Genomic DNA, 16,979 nt, shown 5'->3' with positions numbered 1-16,979 from the left:
CCTAGCCCACAACCGTGCCGAAAGCCAGGCCCAGCAGGTAGGTGACCAGGGCAGCGCCCAGTCCGATGCCCAGCTGCCGCAGGCCGCGGGTCAGCGGCGAAGTGCCGGAGAGCAGACCCACCGTGCCGCCCGTTGCCAGCAGGGCAATGCCCACCAGCACCCCGGCCGTCACCAGCGCAGCCATTCCGGTCATTCCGAACAGGAACGGGAGCACCGGAATGATCGCGCCGGAGGCGAAGAAACCAAAGCTGGACAGCGCCGCCCCCCATGCGGTTCCTACGGCCTCGTGCTGGTCCCCGGAGTCGGGAAGTTCCGGCTGGAGCGACAGGCTGGGGTCGCAGTCGCAGGAGAGGAGGCCCATGCGTTCGGCCACGCGGTGCCGGGCCGCCTCCTGGGTCATTCCGCGGGCAAGGTACACCAGGAGCAGTTCGTTGTGCTCCAGGTCCAGCTTGGGTGCGGCGGCCAGGGTGATCTGCGTCGGCCGGGTGGCCGCCAGCAGTTCCCGCTGGGACCGGACGGAGATGAACTCGCCGGCGCCCATGGACATGGCGCCGGCCAGGAGGCCCGCAATGCCGCTGAGCAGGACCACGCTGCTGGCCACGCCGGAGGCGGCCATGCCCATCACCAGGGACAGGTTGCTGACCAGGCCGTCGTTGGCGCCAAAGACGGCGGCCCGGAAGGTTCCGGCCAGACGGTTCCTGCCCCGGGTGGCAAGGCCGCGGACCACTTCCTCGTGGATCTGCTCATCGGCCGCCATGGCGTCGGTGGCATTCGGATCCTTGGCATAGGGCGAGCGGCCCTCGGCGCGCTGGGCCAGCGCCAGGACGAACACAGAGCCGAAGTTCCGGGCCAGGAAGCCCAGCAGCCGGCTGCGGACGGAGGCGCGGCGGGGTTTTCCCGCGTGCTGCCCGAGCAGTGCCAGCCAGTGCGCCTCGTGCCGGCCTTCCGCCTCCGCCAATGCCAGCAGGATTGCCCGCTCTTCGCCATGGCGGCTCTGTGCGAGGTCGCGGTAGACGGCGGCTTCGGCGCGTTCGTCCGCAAGGTACTGGCGCCAGCGCCGGATATCCGCGGAGGAAGGCTGCCGCTGCGCTTCCGCGTCTTCGCCCGGGCTTTGGACGCCCCGGGGTCCGCCGGCCAGGAAGTGGTCCGGATCTGCCGGGCGGAACGGTTCTGCAGGGTTGGACACGGGAGCTCCTGGACTGGAAGGGCATGGTTTCGGCCCCGTTGCAGTGCCAGCTTACTGCGGATTTCCGCGGATTTTTGGCCGGTAAACCTGCGTGGGCGGTTTCGGTAAACCTCAACCTGGAACGGTGCGCCGGGGCGTCCGGGTGCCCCCGCCGGCCGCTCTTGACCCGCCTGCGGCCCGGTGTTGAGATGAAAGTGTGGCGCGTCCGCGCCCCACCGTAAAAAGCACGTCAGGCGAACCATCGGAGGTAGGAAGATGAGCACCACCGGACAGCACCCGGACATGCCGCACCTGGACGCCGTAGAAGCGGATCCGGCGTACGACTACGCCGAGGACGCACCGGTCGACCAGGACGAGTGGGACACCGAGGACGAGTTCCTGGACGAGGAAGAACCCGTAGTCCAGGCGCCGCCTGTCGTGGTCGATGCCGAGGACCGGGTGGTCCCGCTGGATGACGGGGAGCGCGAGACCGAATAGGACGGACGACGGCGGCACCTCCCTGCGCTGAGCGCGGAAGGAGGTGCCGCCGTCGTGCGTCATGAACCAGCCGCCGCGGCGGGGGAGTCCGCCACGATCGCGTCACAGCGGCGGCCGGCCCATTAGTATTGCTCCAGAGCGGCCCGGTCAGCCGGCGATGAAAGGTTCGTAGATGAAGGCACTGCCAGTTGAGCCGAGCAATATTCCGGTGGCCATCGGCTCCCGGATCCGCGCCGCCCGGCAGTCGCAACGGCTCACCATTGAACAGGTTGCGGACGCCACCGGGCTGACCAAGGGATTCCTTAGCCGGGTGGAGCGCGACCTGACCTCGCCGTCGGTGGCCTCGTTGGTGACACTGTGCCAGGTGCTGTCCATCTCCATCGGCGAACTGTTTGCCGCCCCTGAGACCCATCTCACCAAGCGCAACCACGGCCCGCGGATTTCGCTGGGCGGCCACGGCATCGTGGAGCGCCTGCTGACCGCGCGTTCCGAGCGGCGGGTGCAGATCATCCAGGCGGTCATCGAGCCGCACGGCCGGGGCGAGTCCGAGCTGTACGCCGTGGACTGCGACGTTGACGTGCTGCACGTGATCAAAGGCGAGTTCCGGCTGATCCTCACCAACGAGGAATTCGACCTCAGTGCCGGCGATACCGTCACCTTCCCGGGCCGGGAACCGCACACCTGGATCAACCCCACGGGCCAGCCCGTGGAGGTGCTCTGGGTTCTGGTGCCCGCCGCCAGCCGCTAAACCCGACACGGTTAGAGCCGACGGGACGGGTTTTGGTAAACAATTGGTGCCCAGAGGAAAACAAGGGTGTATGATGGCTATCACACCACATCCACTCCGCAGAGAGGCCTTCAGTGGAAGAGCTCCGCATCGAAGCCAACGGCAACCTTGGCCCCATTGATTCATCACGGATTCCCCGGTATGCCGGTGCAGCGACCTACGCCCGGCTGCCACGCCTCGACCAGGTGGCCAAAGCGGACGTCACCGTTGTGGGTGTCCCGTTCGACTCCGGCGTCTCCTACCGGCCCGGCGCCCGCTTTGGCGCCAACCATGTCCGCGAGGCCAGCCGTCTTCTGCGGCCCTACAACCCGGCCTGGGATGTCAGTCCGTTCGAGAACGTCCAGGTGGCGGACGCGGGGGACATGGCCGTCAACCCGTTCAACATCAATGAAGCCATCGAGACCATCCAGCAGAACGCCCTGGATCTCACGGCCGGTGGCAGCAGGCTGGTCACCCTGGGCGGCGACCACACCATCGCCCTGCCTCTGCTCCGCGCAGCCGCCGAGCGCGCGGGCGGACCGGTCGCCATGCTGCACTTCGACGCCCACCTGGACACCTGGGACACCTACTTCGGCGCCGAGTACACCCACGGCACACCTTTCCGCCGCGCGGTGGAGGAAGGCATCCTGGACACGGAGGCCATCAGCCACATCGGCACCCGCGGCCCGCTTTACGGCAAAAAGGACCTCGATGACGACCACCGCTTTGGATTCGGCATCGTTACCTCCGCGGACGTGTACTACCAGGGCGTCCTTGAAACCGTGGCCAAGGTCCGGGACCGCATCGGCAACCGTCCGCTGTACATCTCCGTGGACATCGACGTCCTGGATCCTGCCCACGCACCCGGCACCGGAACCCCCGAGGCCGGCGGCATCACCAGCCGCGAACTGCTGGAAATCATCCGTGGCTTCCGCGGCATGAACCTGGTGGGCGCGGACGTGGTGGAGGTGGCACCGGCCTACGACCACGCGGAAATCACCGGCGTCGCAGCCAGCCACGTGGCCTACGAACTCGTCACGCTCATGGCCGACAACGCAGTACAAGGCGACCGTTTCGGGGCAGCCAACGGGTACGCCGCCCAGGCCCTCGGCCAGGAAGTCCGGCAGCCTGCCGGATTCGCCGCTGGAATCAAGGAGTAGTCACTATGATCGATTTCGATCCCGGCACTGCAGCCCCCACGAAGGGTACCGATGTCCGCAACGGCGGGGACCTCGTCGTCGAAACCCTGGAAGCCCTGGGTGCCAAGACAGTCTTCGGCATTCCCGGCCAGCACGCGCTCGGCCTGTTCGACGCCATGGGCCGCGGGAATCTCCAGTTCGTCTCGTCACGGGTTGAGAACAACAGCGCCTTCGCCGCCGACGGCTACTCCCGCGCCACCGGCGAGGTGGGCGTGCTGTTCCTCTCCACCGGCCCGGGCGCGCTGACATCCCTGGCCGGGCTGCAGGAAGCGTACGCCACCGGGGTGCCCATGGTGGTGGTGGCCAGCCAAATCCCGCTGGAGGGGCTCGGCGCGCGGCGCAAGGGCATGCTCCACCAGCTCGATGACCAGAAGGCTTCCGCCGCCAACGTCACCAAGAGCCAGCGGCTGATCCAGCACGCCTCCGGCATTCCCTCCGCCATCCAGGACGCCTGGACGGAAGCCATCTCGTCCCCGCAGGGCCCGGTGTGGATCGAAATACCGCAGAACGTGCTGCTGGATCCCATCATGGTGCCGCCGGTGGAGGATGCGCTCGCGGAAGCCGCGGACAACCCGCCCCGGGTGGAGTTGGTGCGCGAAGCCGTGAAGTGGCTATCGGCAGCCAAGCGGCCGGCCATCATCGCCGGCGGCGGCACGCGCCGTGGCCGGGGCGAAAAGTCCCTGCTGTCCATTGCCGAAAAGCTTCGGGCACCGGTGATCTGCACGCCCGGCGGCAACGGGGCTTTCCCGTGGAACCATGAACTGTCCCTGCAGTCCTGGATCGAGGACCGCTACATGACGGACCTGCTGGAGGACGCTGACGTCCTGATGGTGATCGGTTCGTCCCTGGGCGAGGTGACCTCCAACTACTTCACGTTCGAGCCGCGCGGCCGAATCATCCAGATCGACGCCGAGCCCCGGGTCCTCGAGTCCAACCGGCCGGGCCTGGGTATCCGTGCCGACGCCGGGCAGGCGCTCGCCGCCTTGGACGTTGCCCTCGATGAGGCGCTGCGGAGGGACCGCAACGCGCAGCCGGACTGGCACGGCGCTTCCCCGGAACAGCTGGTGAAGGACTCGCTGGCGAGCGTCCGCGGCCGTCTTGAAGGGCAGGATCTCGCTAAGGAGCTGAAGTTCATGGCGGACATCCGCGAGGCCGTTCCCGCGGACATGCAGACCTTCTGGGACATGACCATCGCCGCCTACTGGGGCTGGAGCTGCTGGGACGCCCGCGAGGGCGAATTCCACTCGGCGCAGGGCGCGGGCGGCCTGGGCTTCGGGTTCCCGGCGGCGATCGGCGCAGCCGTCGGACTGGAAACCGTGGGCAAGCCCGGCCGCGTGCTGGCGGTCTCCGGCGACGGTTCGTCCATGTACTCCATTTCCGAACTGGCAACGGCCCGGCAGCACAACATTCCGGTCACCTGGCTGATCGTGGACGACGGCGGTTACGGAATCCTGCGCGAGTACATGATGGGTGCGTTCGGCAAGGCTACCGCCACCGAGCTGGCTCGCCCGGACTTCGTCAAGCTTGCTGAATCGTTCGGCGTCCCGGCAACCCGGGTAGCGCCGGAGGACGTCGGGGACGCGCTGAAGGCGGGATTCGCCGCAGACGGACCCAACGTCGTCGTGGTTGAAACGCTCCTGAAAATGTTCGCCCCCACCCACCTGGGCGACTAACCTGCAGCATCACCGCGGACCCCGGCTCCCAAAAGGAGCCGGGGTCCTTTGCATCCGTAGTTGCTTATGGCAAAGAATTTGAGGAGCCATTCCTGCGCTGGCCGCCGACATGGGGACGGGATCTGCTCCGCGCCCGGCGCCATCCGCGAGCCGATACGATTCTGCTCATGGACAACGGCAGCAGCGTGAAGCAGGACGGGCCCCTGGGGGAGACCGGCTACCAATCGCCCGACGGCGGTGCGCAGGCGGGTGCGCAGGCGCGGGTAGGCCCAAAGACCCGGCTGAGTTCCGGTCCCCGGCGGATCGAGGTGCTGGTTCCCATGCGGTGGGGTGACATGGACGCCTATGGCCACATCAATAACGTGCAGATTGTCCGCATGCTGGAAGAGGCACGGATTGGTGCCTTCGGGCCCCCGCGAGGCGCAGGACTCCCCGGCGTGGAACCGCAGGTCTCCCTGTTCAACGACGTCCCGCAGGGGACCATGGCGCTGGTGGTGGACCACAAGATCCGCTATGTCCGCACCCTGGAATACCGCAACATCCCCGCCGTGGTGGAGGTGTGGATCGGCGCCGTGAAGGGGGCAAGCTTCGACATCCACTACCTCATCAACGATCCCGTCACGGGTGAGGAATGCGTCAAAGCCAGCAGCCACCTGGCTTTCGTGGATGAAGCCACCGGCCGGGTCCAGCGGCTCACGCCGGAGCAGAAGGAACGGCTGGCACCCTTCACCCATTAGAGGCGGAAGGCACTGTGCGGGAGTCACCTGGTGTCGGACAATAGGCATCACCCGAGAATGAAGGAGTCCCGACATGGCACAGAAGAAGACCTGGAAAGAAATGTCGCCCTCGGCGCGCGCCGGGTTCATCCTGGTGGGCATTGCGCAGGTTTCGCTGCTGCTGGCGGCCCAGCGGGATATTTCGCGCCGGCCGGCCGAACTGATCAATGGGCCCAAGGCTGCGTGGCGGGCAGCATCCTTCATTAACTTCGTGGGCCCGATGGGTTACTTCGTCCTGGGACGCAAACGGCCGGTTCCGCACGTCTGAGGCCTGCTGCCGGGCTCCTGCCGGCGGTTTTGAGCGGCTGTCCAGTTTGACCCTGTAAATTTGAAACATGACCCCCGTCTCAACTGCTGCCATGACACGTGCCCCAGGTATCTCACGCGAGATTGAGGACGCGGCATGGTTTGTGCTGGGCCCGGGGATGCTGGGCAAGCCCTCCGCGCTGGACGGCCGGACCCTGACCTGGACTGCGGACGCCGCCGCGGAGTTGCTGGAACGGCTGGAGCGGGGCACTCCGGACCCCAAGGCTCCCATGATGACCAACCTCCGGCACAACCTCGAAGGTGCCTCTCGCGAGGCCAAGCAGTTGGCCGTTGAGCTGCTCTTCCTGCAGTCCCTTCCGCTGGCACACGAGGTGAAGTCCCTGAAGGTCAAGCGGGCCCGGGTGGCGGAGGCCGCGTCCTGGCTCGAACCGCCGCTGGAACTGCCCGAGGAGCTGTACCAGGGCATGACGGACCACGGCGTCATCAGGGACCGGACGGCAGAGTTCAACTGGACCATCTGGGACCACCTGAAGTGGCTGTGCCGGTTCGTGCAGCACGTGGACCAGCAGCCCACGCGGGCCATCGCCGCTGCGCTGCATGACCCTCTCGCATTCCACCGTCTGGCCGCGGCTACGCCGGACGACCAGCCGGCGATCCGCCGCAGCATCGAGTTCCTTACTTGGCCCAGCTACTTCGAGCCCGTGGTGGCTGACGTGGAGCGCCAGGAGATCCGGGATGCCTTCGCCTCCCTGGTCGGGGGTGCCAAGGGCGACGCCGAGGAAGACATCACCGCGGACATCCACCGGATCCGCCGGCACCTGGACGAGCAGGCCGGCCAGCGCATCGACTGGTATTCCCGGCAGCTGGTGAGCCAGTGGCGCAAGGTGGGGGACCCCGGGCGGCGGGCGTGGCTGCTTCGCACGCACAGTGACAACACCGAACTGCTCACGGCCTGGCGGGGCGAGGAGAAGGTGACCCTCGACGTCGAACATCTCCGCCTGCTTGACCCCGGCGTTACTGCCGGGCTGGTGCAGCATGCCGTGGACGAGGACTATAAGCACCTGGGTTATGTGGAGCGCGAAGATACCAAGACCGCCGTCTTCGCTTTCCTGACCGTGATGAAGCCCGGCGACCTGGTGCTGTACCAGCATTCGGGTGCGGTGCGGCTGGGTGTGGTGCTCGGCGAGCCGGAGCACAACGACGACAACCGGCGGCTGCGCCGGAAGGTGCGCTGGTTCGATGAAGGGCACACCACCACGGACCTGCCCCGCCATGTGCAGCGGCAGTTGGCGACGCCCGGAATCGTGGTGGACGTAACCCGGGTGGTGCAGGCGCTGCAGGCCCTGGTGCCGGCCGAAGCGGAGGCAGAACCGGACGAGGACGTGGAGGCCACCGGCCTCATCCCGGTGGTTCAGGAAGGTTTTCGCCCGCTGACGCCTGAGTTCGCCGCGTCGCTGCACATGGAGCTTGAGCCCCTCCAGGAGATCGCGGACCTGCTGGAGGAAAACCGGCAACTGGTCCTTTATGGCCCGCCCGGCACCGGAAAGACGTACCTGGCCAAGCACCTTGCCGCGGAACTCGCCAATGACACCACGGATGAGCGGGTAAAGCTGGTGCAGTTCCACCCGTCCTACGCTTACGAGGACTTCTTCGAAGGCTACCGGCCGGACAAGACGGACGAAGGCCAGGTTTCCTTCAAACTCGTGGCAGGGCCGCTGCGCCGCCTGGCCGAGGAAGCTGCCAAGCCGGGGAACGAGAACAAGCCGTACTTCCTGATCATCGACGAGATGAACCGGGCCAACCTGGCAAAGGTGTTTGGCGAGCTGTACTTCCTTCTGGAGTACCGGGACGACCGGATCTACCTGCAGTACAGCCCCAACGAGCCGTTCACGCTGCCGGACAACCTGTACATCATCGGCACCATGAACACGGCCGACCGGTCGATCGCCATGATGGATGCCGCGATCCGCCGCCGCTTCTCCTTTATCGAGCTTCACCCGCAGACGGAGCCAGTGAAGGGATCACTGCTCCGGTTCCTTCAGGCACGGAAGCTGGACCTGACGCCCGCGCTGCTGCTGGATGCCCTGAACGCGGCCATCGACGAGTGGGACCGGGACCTGATGATCGGCCCGTCCTACTTCATGAAACCGGCGGCCCAGACCCCGGCCGGGCTGCGCCGGATCTGGAAGTACGAGCTCATGCCGCTGCTCGAGGAGCACTATCACGGCCAGCTGACCCGGGCGCAGCTGGAGGAGCGATTCGGACTGGAACAGCTGCTGGGGCGCCTTGCAACGGGTTAAACCCGGTGGAACGGTCCGGCACCTGGTTCTGGACGAACTTTCCCGCGGAATCGTGGAGCGGCTGGATCCGGCCAGTGCCTCCTTTCTGAACTCCAGCGGCCTGGCCAAGGCCTCGCCCATGGGGATGGGACTGTACCGGATCGAACCGGTGGGCAAGGTGGGATCGGTCCGCACACCCACTGTCCAGCTGGATGTTCGGCCCAAGGACCGGCTGGACCTGAGCCGCCTGCTGTTCCTCCTCAGCTATGCCGGCGACCAGGGCTTCCGGCCCGACACCGTGGCGGCGGTGGAGGAGCGTGACCTGTGGGGGGCGCTGGCCGAATCGCTGGCCAAGCTGGCCGAGCGCGCGCTGGGCCGCGGCGTGCTGCAGGGTTACCTGACCGTGGATGAATCACTCCGGACCGTGAAGGGACGGATCCGGATTTCGGACCAGATCTCCCGCCGCCCGGGGATGCTGGTGCCGCTGGAAGTGTCGTACGACGAATTCACCGAGGACATCGCGGAGAACCGCATCCTCCGGGCAGCGCTGGAACGCATGGGGCAGGTGCCGCGGGTCCGGCCGGAAGTGCTGAGCAGGCTGCGCCAGCTCAAGGGAAAGCTCGACGCCGTCACGCGCCTCCCCGCCGGCGCCCCACTGCCGCCGTGGAGACCCACCCGGATGAACCTCCGTTACCACCCGGTTCTGCGCCTGGCCGAACTCATCCTGCGAAATTCCTCTGCCGAGTCAGGGGAGGGGAAACAGCAGACCGCTTCCTTTGTTGTGGACATGGGGGAGGTGTTCCGGGACTTCGTAGGGGCGGCCCTCCGCGAGGCGATGTCCGCGTTCCCGGGAGAACTGCGGCTTAAATACAACGCCCTGCTCAGCGAAGCCGTGCGGGACGCCGATCGGCTCTCGGTGCGGCCGGACGTGGTGCACCTGCTGGGTGGTCGGCCGGTGGTTGTGTACAACGCCAAATACAAAGCAGCCACGGACACGGGCGCCTCCCTGACGGCCGACCATTACCAGATGCTGGCGCACTGCACGGCCCTCGCGGTGCCCACAGCGTGGCTGGTGTATGCCGGTGCGGGGGAGGTCAAACTGCGCCGAATCCTCAATACCGACATTGACATTGTGGAGTTTCCCCTGGACCTTTCCCGGCCGCCGTCGGAAATCCTGGCGGCCATTTCGGACCTTGCGCAGCAATCCTGGGGCGAAGTGGTGCGGCAAGCACGGAGCAGCGGGGCAGGTGACAGTTATACTGCTGACGTTGGCTTGTGAGGGGACGCTATGGGTGACGCACGAGTGGGACTTGTCATTGAGGACGATCAGGATATCCGGGAGCTGGTCCGGACGGTGCTGACCCAGGCCGGGTTTGAGGTGACTGTCGCGAGCTCCGGAGCGGAAGGCGTTGCCGCCGCCCGCGGGCTAAGCCCCGACGTGATCACCCTGGACTTGGGGCTGCCGGATATCGACGGTTTCGAAGTAGCCCGGCAGATCCGCGAATTCTCTGATGCCTACATCGTGATGCTCACCGCGCGGGCCGAAGAGCTGGACACGCTGATCGGGCTGGAATCCGGTGCCGACGACTACCTCACTAAACCGTTCCGTCCGCGCGAACTGCGGGCCCGCGTGGCTGCGATGATGCGCCGGCCCCGGGCTGCCGTGCCCGTCCCGGCCGGTGCCGGAGCCTCCGGTGATGCCGCCGCCGTCGGGCTTTCCGGAGCCGCTGCACGCGCCGGCGGCACGGACCCTGTGCATCCGGCGGAGAACGGCGACCGGCATTACAGCCACAACGGCCTTGAACTCAGTTACGCTTCCCGCACGGTGACCGTCGACGGGGAGGAAATGCACCTGACCCGCACCGAATTCGAACTCCTTCGCGCCATCCTGGAAGCCGGCCGGACTGTCCGCACGAAAGCGGACCTGGTCCGGCGCCTGCGGGAGGAGGACTACGACGTCGGAAGCTATATCAGCGAGGCGGACGAACGCTCCGTGGAAGTCCATATGGGAAACCTCCGGAAGAAGCTGGGCGATTCGGTGCAGCACCCCCGCTGGCTGCAGACGGTCCGCGGCGTGGGTTACCGCTTGGCGCCGGGCGGACCACCGGCCGAACACTGAGTCTGGAGCCGGTGTGTGGTCAGCCGGCTGCACTGGCTGATGGGCCGCAGAAACGAGGCTGCGAGCCGGGGGAGGGCCACCGCTACGTCGGCTTCCCGGGCTTCCGTGCGGATCTCGCTTTCCAGCTCGGTGGCCAGGCCGGCCAAGCGCTCGGCGCCCACCATCTGGCTGGAGGTTTTCAGGCTCAGGACCGCATCCACTGACCCGTCCAGATCCCCGGTGGTGAGCGCCAGGCGAAGCCGGCCGATCCGCTGCGGCAGGCACTGGATGAAGTCAGCCACGAACATCCTGCAATAACCTTCGTCATCTTCCAGCTCCTCGCGCAACCGGTCCAGCACGGACTGGTCCACCAAGGGCCTGGAGACATCATCAGCTGCGCCCACGACGGTCCTTTCGGGTCCGGTGTCCTGCGGCGAGACCAGCCGGGGAACAAAGCGGTCGGCGGAGGCCCTCCGCTCCATCTCAGGGTAGGTCCGATCCCGGGGCCTGGGGATGGTCCGGCAGAGAATTGTGGGTTTCTTGATGGGATTGCGGGCTTATGTTGAGGTGGAGGTCCAGGAACTGCACCAGCCGGTTCTCCAACGCCGAACTGTCCTTCAATTGGCATTCCCATACCGTGAGCACTTCCCATCCCGCGGCCTCGAGTTCGCTGCGCTGGCGGGCGTCGCGCTCCCGGGTGCGGGTGCGCTTGGCCTCCCAGAAGGCGGCGTTCGCTTGAGGAGCGTGCAGGCCCGCGCGGCAGTCGTGGAAGTGCCAGAAACAGCCGTTGACGAAGATGACCTTGCGTCGGCCGGCGAACACAAGATCCGGGTTGCCCGGAAGGCGGCGGCTCCCGGCCCGCCCGTGGAGCCGGTAACGGTAGCACTTGGCGTGCAGCAGCCGGCGCACCAGCAGCTCCGGCTTCGTGTCCTTGCCCCGGATGCGGGACATGTTCCAGCTGCGCTGCTCAGGTGTGAGCTTGTCCGCCATGGATCCAGTCTAGGAGGGTTCAGATCTCCCGCTCGGGCTGCTCGCCGAAAACGAAATGGCGGCCGCTGATGGAGACCGGCTCGATCTCCACATAGAAGTCCTTGAGGGTGGGCACCCACGTCTTCAGGCCGAGTTCCTCCACGGCGGCGAGTTCGCTCGAGTTGGTCAGCACCCGGGCGGTGCCGCGAAGGACGACGGACCAGGCCTCCTCGGAGAGGATGCCGTCTGTTTCGAATAGAACCTTGGCGTTGATGGTCAGCTGGGCGAGCTTGTTTCCCGGCGCCGTCCGGAGGTACACCCTCCGGTTGGAAACCAGGTAATTGACGGGGAAGATGTCAGGTTCGCCGGCCACGGAGACCACCAGCCGGCCGTGCCTTGTGCCTTCCAGCAGCTTCCAGGACTGCTCGTCGTTGAGTTCCAGTACGGGGTTTGCATCTGCATGTTCGAACATCATGAATCCATCCTTCTACGTCCGGTAGAAGTTTGCCAGTGCCGGAAGTCCCTTCTTTCATCTTGTGCCTGTCAGGAAAGGATCATGCCGTGCCGGCTGCATTCCGCGCGCCACCCGAGCGGGGACACCTGCACTTTCAGGCGCCGGCGGCATTCGCCGCAGTACCGGGGCGGTTCCATTTCCAGGTGGTGGGCGCACCCTTGGTGGGCGGCTGCCTGGTGGGCGTACGACGGCGGGACAGCGCCGCCGTCGTACGCTTCCTCCTGCAGGTCCCCGCCGCAGTGCCCGCAATAACGCGGTGCGGCGGGCGTTTGGGGAACGGTCACGGGACGGTTCATAGGGTCTTCTGGAGTTCCTTGATGGGCATGTTGAGGTCCACGAGGAGGCTGAGATCGGCGTCTGCGGGGCGGCCCAGGGTGGTGAGGTAATTGCCGACAATGACCGCGTTGATGCCGCCCAGGAGGCCTTCGCGGGTGCCGAGGTCGCCGAGGGTGAGTTCGCGGCCGCCAGCATAGCGGAGGACCGTGCGGGGCATGGCAAGGCGGAAGGCGGCGATGGCGCGCAGGGCGTCCTTGCCGTCCATAATCTCCTGGTTTTCCAGCGGGGTTCCGGGGCGCGGGTTGAGGAAGTTGAGCGGAACTTCGTGGGGTTCGAGGGCGGCGAGCTCGGCGGCGAGTTCGGCGCGCTGTTCGACTGTTTCGCCCATGCCGATCAGGGCTCCGCAGCACAGTTCCATGCCGGCGTCCTTGACCATGTTGCAGGTTTCGAGGCGCTCCTCGTAGGTGTGGGTGGTGACGACCTTGGGGAAGTAGCTGCGTGCTGTTTCGAGGTTGTGGTTGTAGCGGTGCACACCCCATTCTTTGAGCTGGTCCACTTGGCCCTGGGTCAGCATGCCCAGGGAGCAGGCGATGTTGATATCCACTTCCTCGTTGATGCGGTCGATGGCGAACTTGATCTGGTTCATCAGTTTGATGTCCGGGCCGCGGACGGCGGCGACGATGCAGAACTCCGTGGCGCCGGTGGCGGCGGTTTCCTTCGCTGCTTTGACCAGTTCCGGAATGTCCAACCAGACGCCGCGGACGGGGGAATCGAAGAGGCCGGACTGGCTGCAGAAGTGGCAGTCTTCCGGGCAGCCGCCGGTCTTGATCGAGATGATGCCTTCGACTTCGACGTCTACCCCGCAGTGTCGGAGGCGGACCTGGTGGGCCAGGTCCAGGGCGGCCGGTAGGGCCTCGTCCGGGAGGCGGAGGACGTCGATGAGCTGCGCCTCGCTGAGGCCGACCCCGTCTTCGAGGACCTGCCGGCGCGCTGTTTCGAGGATCGGGTGGGTGAGTTGCTGCGGGGGCATCGTCATTGAGGTTCCTTAACTGGTGGGGCAGTGAGTCTCTCTTTCTGACCGTAGTTTGGGGTGGGTGGGCTGTTTTTGTTGGAGGGCCACAAGCCTGCGGGGAAGGGTTTGTATTGCGGTTTGCCTCGCAGCGGCATCCGAATGTGACTTCCTCCTGGGCCGCCGGGGTGGTAGAACCGAGGACGAGTGGCTGTGGATAACTTTGACTGCGGGAATGTGAGCTGGGCTACTCTTGAATCACCGTCCGGAGCACGCCGTTTTGAAGACTATTGGGGGAGTAGCGGCCCATGACAACGCACGTTATCTCTAAGCATGCATCGCTTGGCGGCGTCGCCTTGGTGGCGACGGCGGCGTTGATGCTCGCTGGATGCGCTGGCCCTGCACCTGATCCCGCAGCCAGCCCCGAGAGCACCCAGTCTGCGGCAGCGAGCGCTTCACCCTCCCCGACGCCGACCCTGACGGCCGCTCCTGCCTATAAACCGGCCAGTGCATCCGGTCCCGCGCAGAATGTGCCGGTGCCAGTACTTCCGGCCGTCGCAAAGACGAAGACTAAAGAGGGGCTAGAAGCGTTTACCAAGTATTGGTATCAGCTTCTCGACTACGGCTATCAGACTGGTGATACCCGACCTCTCGCGGGTGCTTCTGCGCCGGGGTGCCGTTTTTGCGCTGGCCTTCGTGAAGGTATTGAGGAAGCATGGGGCGAGGGCCGTTGGGTGGTCGGGGGCAAGATTGAGACTCCTGCCATAACGGCCCGGCTTGCGCCGGGACAGGACGCATATTCAGTCGTGCAGGTAATTCAGCAGGATGTTGAAATAAGAAGGCCGGACGGAACTCTGTATCAAGATCCGACGCCCTCCACTAACAGTGGTAGCCGCGCAAGTGCCACTTTTGGCCCTGACGGCTGGGCCATGGATGAGATCGGATTCATAGGCTAGACGCGATGAATAAGCGTAGCCTGGGCGCGGCACTACTTGCGTTGATTCTCATCAGTACCAGCGGAGAACTGGTCTTGGCGGACGAGTCGGTGGCTGGCGATGAGAAGAAAATCGATTTTGGTTACGTAGACCGTGGGATTCATGTTGGCGCAGACAAATGGATCCTTGACAAGGAAACCGGGTTTCCGGTGCGGCTGGCTCCAGGCCAAGCACCCACGGACCCAAACGATTACAAATACGAGCTGCAGTGCCACTTGGGCGACGGGGATTTCGACTCGGTGTGCCTCCGCACTCAACTGAAATGTACCAACGGCCCCAACGATGAGGATGGAATCCCGGTTGTGTGGCTGTCGAAGCCCCGAGGGGTTCCGGGTGCTGTCTGGGCTCGCCATTCGGGTCCCACATGCCTTTATGATCCGAAGCCGGAAGACGTTCTTCCGCGGATTGCCGGTGCCATCCAGAAACGATTCGAAACCCTGCCGGTTGACGCTGGAGCCGTCGTTGCCCAGCCGAGCCCGCACACGCTGCGGGGAGCGGAGACCAATTTCTACGCTGACGCTCGAGAGCAACAGTTCGACATCACCATGTTCGGCCAGAAGGTTCATGTCGTGGCCACGCCAGTTCAGTACACATGGAATTACGGCGATGGAGCGGTCTTTGGGCCCCAGCCTTCCATGGGCGGACCCTTACCGCAGGATCGCTGGGGTGAGAAAACCAGGACCAGCCACGCCTACGGGGCTACAGGGGACTTCCAAGTCGTCATGACCACCAGTTTCCGGGGGACGTACTCCGTCAACGACGGACCTCCGCTGCCGATTCCTGGAGAAGGCCAGTTCAGTGCCGCCCCCCAAACGATCAGCGTTTGGCGTTCAATCACGCGCAACTACGCAGACGACTGCAACGTGAATCCGAGTGGGCAGGGTTGTCCGGGTTCGTAGGAACTGGCGTTGCCTAAAACCTGTCGGGCGTCCCGCCCACCCCTGTGACCCCTGTCCCACCCGGAATAGCAGCCCGGTCCGTGAGGTTGGCAATGGCAGTACCGCTTCTGTCCCTGAAAGGAACCGCGCATGCTGTTTTCCCCTTTGACCCTTGGCGAACTCGAGCTTCCCAACCGTCTGGTCATGGCGCCCCTGACCCGGCTCCGAGCCGGTGAGGCCGGCATTCCCGGGCCGCTCGTGGCGGAACACTACCGTCAGCGTGCTTCGTTGGGACTCATCATCAGCGAGGGAATCTATCCCACTATCGCCGGCCGCTCCTACGCCGGCCAGCCCGGCATCGCGACTGGAGATCAGATCGCCGGCTGGAAGAAGGTCACGGACGCCGTGCACGCCGAGGGCGGCCGCATGTTCGCTCAGATCATGCACGGAGGCCGGGTCTCGCACCCTGAAATCACGGGCGGCCAGGACGTTGTCGCGCCCAGCCCGGTGGCCATCGAGGGCGAAGTCCGCACCCCGTCGGGCAAGCAGCCGTACCCCGTGCCGCATGCCCTGACCACGGATGAACTTCCGGTGGTCATCCAGGAAATCGTCACAGCCTCGCTTAATGCTGTGGAGGCAGGGTTCGATGGCGTGGAACTCCACTCCGCCAACGGTTACCTTCTGCATGAATTCCTGGCGCCCAACTCGAACGTCCGGACCGACAGCTACGGCGGCTCTCCGGAGAATCGGGCGCGCTTCGTCATCGAGACCGTTAACGCGGTGGTGGCCGCATTGGGTGCCAACCGGGTGGGTATCCGCATCTCGCCCGAGCACAACGTCCAGGGCATTGCCGAAACGGACAGGGGTGATGTCCGCGCCACCTACGAAGTGCTCGTGGACAGCATCGCACCGTTGAACCTCGCCTACCTCAGCATCCTCCACCACGACCCATCGGGCGAGCTGGTGCAGGACCTTCGCGCCCGCTTTAGCGGCACATTCCTGGTGAACACCGGCTTCGGTGTTGTCACCACGCGGGACGAGGCAGCCGGTCTGGTGTCCTCCGGCCACGCAGATGCCGTGGTGGTGGGCAGGCCCGCCCTCGCCAACCCGGATCTCGCCCGCCGCTGGCGGGAAAGCCTGCCGCTGAATGAGCCGGACGCCGCCACCTTCTACGCCTCGGGCGCCGAGGGCTACACGGACTACCCGGCCTACCAGGGCTGACCTGCCGGCCGGGAAGCCCCTAAAGCAACGCTTCCCGGCCGGTCCCCTCCCGCATCACCAGCTTTCCGTCCTCGACGGAAACGAGGACGCTCCGTGGCCTGCCAGTGACTTTCTTGATGGCCTTCAGCCCGCGGTTAGTGACCTCCACTCCCACCTGTGCGCCCTTTGCCGGGAGCTCCACCGAGACTTCCGCAGCGATGCCCAGAATAGGATTCGTTGACACCCCAACATCCCTCCGCGCCTGCTTGCCATTGACCGTCAAGGTGATGTTGGCGTCCTCGAACCCCTCTTGAAATACGACCAGCAGTTCCCTCATGGGTGCCTCTTCCTCGAGCAGCGGAGCCGGTGACGGCAGTTCCATCACAGCACTTTTGGTGCCGCAGCGGAACAGCCCCC

At 65.6% G+C, this 16,979-nt stretch carries 19 protein-coding genes; 12 read left to right on the top strand and 7 right to left on the bottom strand.

Annotation, left to right across the window (positions count from 1 at the left end; translation table 11 throughout):
- Position 1: 1 nt before the first annotated feature.
- Positions 2-1,138 (bottom strand): VIT1/CCC1 transporter family protein, encoded by a 1,137-nt coding sequence (locus ACIQCN_RS10820; protein ID WP_400608279.1) that lies wholly within the window; start codon positions 1,136-1,138, stop codon positions 2-4.
- Positions 1,139-1,441: 303 nt separating this feature from the next.
- Here ACIQCN_RS10820 and ACIQCN_RS10815 point away from each other — a divergent pair, with 303 nt between their 5' ends.
- From ACIQCN_RS10815 to ACIQCN_RS10775, 9 genes are all read left to right on the top strand, one after another.
- The gene (locus ACIQCN_RS10815; RefSeq protein ID WP_400608131.1) at positions 1,442-1,663 is read left to right on the top strand and encodes a hypothetical protein; all 222 of its coding nucleotides are present in this window, start codon (positions 1,442-1,444) and stop codon (positions 1,661-1,663) included.
- Between the two features lie 172 nt (positions 1,664-1,835).
- The gene (locus ACIQCN_RS10810; protein WP_400608129.1) at positions 1,836-2,411 is read left to right on the top strand and encodes a helix-turn-helix domain-containing protein; all 576 of its coding nucleotides are present in this window, start codon (positions 1,836-1,838) and stop codon (positions 2,409-2,411) included.
- A 113-nt stretch (positions 2,412-2,524) separates the two neighbouring features.
- On the top strand, positions 2,525-3,589 hold the full coding sequence (gene speB / locus ACIQCN_RS10805) for an agmatinase (protein ID WP_400610875.1): 1,065 nt from the start codon (positions 2,525-2,527) through the stop codon (positions 3,587-3,589).
- A 5-nt stretch (positions 3,590-3,594) separates the two neighbouring features.
- On the top strand, positions 3,595-5,301 hold the full coding sequence (locus ACIQCN_RS10800) for a thiamine pyrophosphate-binding protein (protein WP_400610873.1): 1,707 nt from the start codon (positions 3,595-3,597) through the stop codon (positions 5,299-5,301).
- Between the two features lie 320 nt (positions 5,302-5,621).
- The gene (locus tag ACIQCN_RS10795) at positions 5,622-6,038 is read left to right on the top strand and encodes an acyl-CoA thioesterase (protein WP_400610966.1); all 417 of its coding nucleotides are present in this window, start codon (positions 5,622-5,624) and stop codon (positions 6,036-6,038) included.
- Between the two features lie 73 nt (positions 6,039-6,111).
- On the top strand, positions 6,112-6,345 hold the full coding sequence (locus ACIQCN_RS10790; RefSeq protein WP_400608122.1) for a hypothetical protein: 234 nt from the start codon (positions 6,112-6,114) through the stop codon (positions 6,343-6,345).
- A 67-nt stretch (positions 6,346-6,412) separates the two neighbouring features.
- Positions 6,413-8,644, top strand: a complete 2,232-nt coding sequence (locus ACIQCN_RS10785; RefSeq protein WP_400610871.1) for an McrB family protein — start codon at positions 6,413-6,415, stop codon at positions 8,642-8,644.
- 28 nt (positions 8,645-8,672) lie between these two features.
- Positions 8,673-9,902 (top strand): restriction endonuclease, encoded by a 1,230-nt coding sequence (locus tag ACIQCN_RS10780; protein WP_400610964.1) that lies wholly within the window; start codon positions 8,673-8,675, stop codon positions 9,900-9,902.
- A gap of 9 nt (positions 9,903-9,911) precedes the next feature.
- On the top strand, positions 9,912-10,742 hold the full coding sequence (locus tag ACIQCN_RS10775; protein ID WP_400610870.1) for a response regulator transcription factor: 831 nt from the start codon (positions 9,912-9,914) through the stop codon (positions 10,740-10,742).
- Here ACIQCN_RS10775 and ACIQCN_RS10770 read toward each other — a convergent pair.
- The 5 genes from ACIQCN_RS10770 to bioB form a co-directional block, all read right to left on the bottom strand.
- The gene (locus tag ACIQCN_RS10770) at positions 10,703-11,125 is read right to left on the bottom strand and encodes an Hpt domain-containing protein (RefSeq protein WP_400608273.1); all 423 of its coding nucleotides are present in this window, start codon (positions 11,123-11,125) and stop codon (positions 10,703-10,705) included. The two genes, ACIQCN_RS10775 and ACIQCN_RS10770, sit on opposite strands and share 40 nt — an antisense overlap.
- A 79-nt stretch (positions 11,126-11,204) precedes the next feature.
- Positions 11,205-11,711, bottom strand: coding sequence for a very short patch repair endonuclease (locus tag ACIQCN_RS10765; RefSeq protein ID WP_400610868.1), 507 nt, complete (start codon positions 11,709-11,711; stop codon positions 11,205-11,207).
- Between the two features lie 19 nt (positions 11,712-11,730).
- A complete protein-coding gene (locus ACIQCN_RS10760; protein WP_400610866.1) occupies positions 11,731-12,165 on the bottom strand; it encodes a pyridoxamine 5'-phosphate oxidase family protein in 435 nt (144 codons plus the stop codon).
- A gap of 68 nt (positions 12,166-12,233) precedes the next feature.
- Positions 12,234-12,488: a hypothetical protein gene (locus tag ACIQCN_RS10755; RefSeq protein ID WP_400610864.1), complete on the bottom strand. Its 255-nt coding sequence runs from the start codon at positions 12,486-12,488 to the stop codon at positions 12,234-12,236.
- Positions 12,489-12,496: 8 nt separating this feature from the next.
- Entirely contained in the window at positions 12,497-13,516 is a 1,020-nt protein-coding gene (gene bioB, locus ACIQCN_RS10750) for a biotin synthase BioB (protein WP_400610862.1), read from the bottom strand.
- Between the two features lie 281 nt (positions 13,517-13,797).
- On the opposite strand from bioB, the gene ACIQCN_RS10745 reads away from it, so the two are divergent.
- From ACIQCN_RS10745 to ACIQCN_RS10735, 3 genes are all read left to right on the top strand, one after another.
- Positions 13,798-14,445, top strand: coding sequence for a DUF6318 family protein (locus ACIQCN_RS10745; protein ID WP_400610860.1), 648 nt, complete (start codon positions 13,798-13,800; stop codon positions 14,443-14,445).
- Between the two features lie 5 nt (positions 14,446-14,450).
- Positions 14,451-15,383 carry a hypothetical protein gene (locus ACIQCN_RS10740; RefSeq protein ID WP_400610858.1) on the top strand — a complete coding sequence of 311 codons (933 nt, stop codon included), beginning with the start codon at positions 14,451-14,453 and terminating at the stop codon, positions 15,381-15,383.
- Between the two features lie 129 nt (positions 15,384-15,512).
- Positions 15,513-16,583, top strand: coding sequence for an alkene reductase (locus ACIQCN_RS10735; RefSeq protein WP_400610856.1), 1,071 nt, complete (start codon positions 15,513-15,515; stop codon positions 16,581-16,583).
- A gap of 19 nt (positions 16,584-16,602) precedes the next feature.
- Here the strand turns inward: ACIQCN_RS10735 and ACIQCN_RS10730 are convergent, their stop codons facing one another.
- Positions 16,603-16,920 (bottom strand): hypothetical protein, encoded by a 318-nt coding sequence (locus ACIQCN_RS10730; RefSeq protein WP_400610962.1) that lies wholly within the window; start codon positions 16,918-16,920, stop codon positions 16,603-16,605.
- Between the last annotated feature and the right edge of the window lie 59 nt (positions 16,921-16,979).

This window comes from Pseudarthrobacter sp. NPDC092424 (assembly GCF_044754925.1).
Classification (GTDB): domain Bacteria; phylum Actinomycetota; class Actinomycetes; order Actinomycetales; family Micrococcaceae; genus Arthrobacter.
Note: the sequence above shows the minus strand (reverse complement) of the source record. Positions and strands in the feature narration are given on the sequence as shown.

Bases quoted from the DNA above. Each gene is read 5' to 3' on its own strand.
- bioB (WP_400610862.1), bottom strand. From the start codon at position 13,516: ATGACGATGCCCCCGCAGCAACTCACCCACCCGATCCTCGAAACAGCG.
- ACIQCN_RS10800 (WP_400610873.1), top strand. From the start codon at position 3,595: ATGATCGATTTCGATCCCGGCACTGCAGCCCCCACGAAGGGTACCGAT.
- ACIQCN_RS10740 (WP_400610858.1), top strand. From the start codon at position 14,451: ATGAATAAGCGTAGCCTGGGCGCGGCACTACTTGCGTTGATTCTCATC.
- ACIQCN_RS10815 (WP_400608131.1), top strand. From the start codon at position 1,442: ATGAGCACCACCGGACAGCACCCGGACATGCCGCACCTGGACGCCGTA.
- ACIQCN_RS10795 (WP_400610966.1), top strand. From the start codon at position 5,622: ATGCGGTGGGGTGACATGGACGCCTATGGCCACATCAATAACGTGCAG.
- ACIQCN_RS10745 (WP_400610860.1), top strand. From the start codon at position 13,798: ATGACAACGCACGTTATCTCTAAGCATGCATCGCTTGGCGGCGTCGCC.
- ACIQCN_RS10775 (WP_400610870.1), top strand. From the start codon at position 9,912: ATGGGTGACGCACGAGTGGGACTTGTCATTGAGGACGATCAGGATATC.
- ACIQCN_RS10735 (WP_400610856.1), top strand. From the start codon at position 15,513: ATGCTGTTTTCCCCTTTGACCCTTGGCGAACTCGAGCTTCCCAACCGT.
- ACIQCN_RS10790 (WP_400608122.1), top strand. From the start codon at position 6,112: ATGGCACAGAAGAAGACCTGGAAAGAAATGTCGCCCTCGGCGCGCGCC.
- ACIQCN_RS10785 (WP_400610871.1), top strand. From the start codon at position 6,413: ATGACCCCCGTCTCAACTGCTGCCATGACACGTGCCCCAGGTATCTCA.
- ACIQCN_RS10765 (WP_400610868.1), bottom strand. From the start codon at position 11,711: ATGGCGGACAAGCTCACACCTGAGCAGCGCAGCTGGAACATGTCCCGC.
- ACIQCN_RS10810 (WP_400608129.1), top strand. From the start codon at position 1,836: ATGAAGGCACTGCCAGTTGAGCCGAGCAATATTCCGGTGGCCATCGGC.
- ACIQCN_RS10760 (WP_400610866.1), bottom strand. From the start codon at position 12,165: ATGATGTTCGAACATGCAGATGCAAACCCCGTACTGGAACTCAACGAC.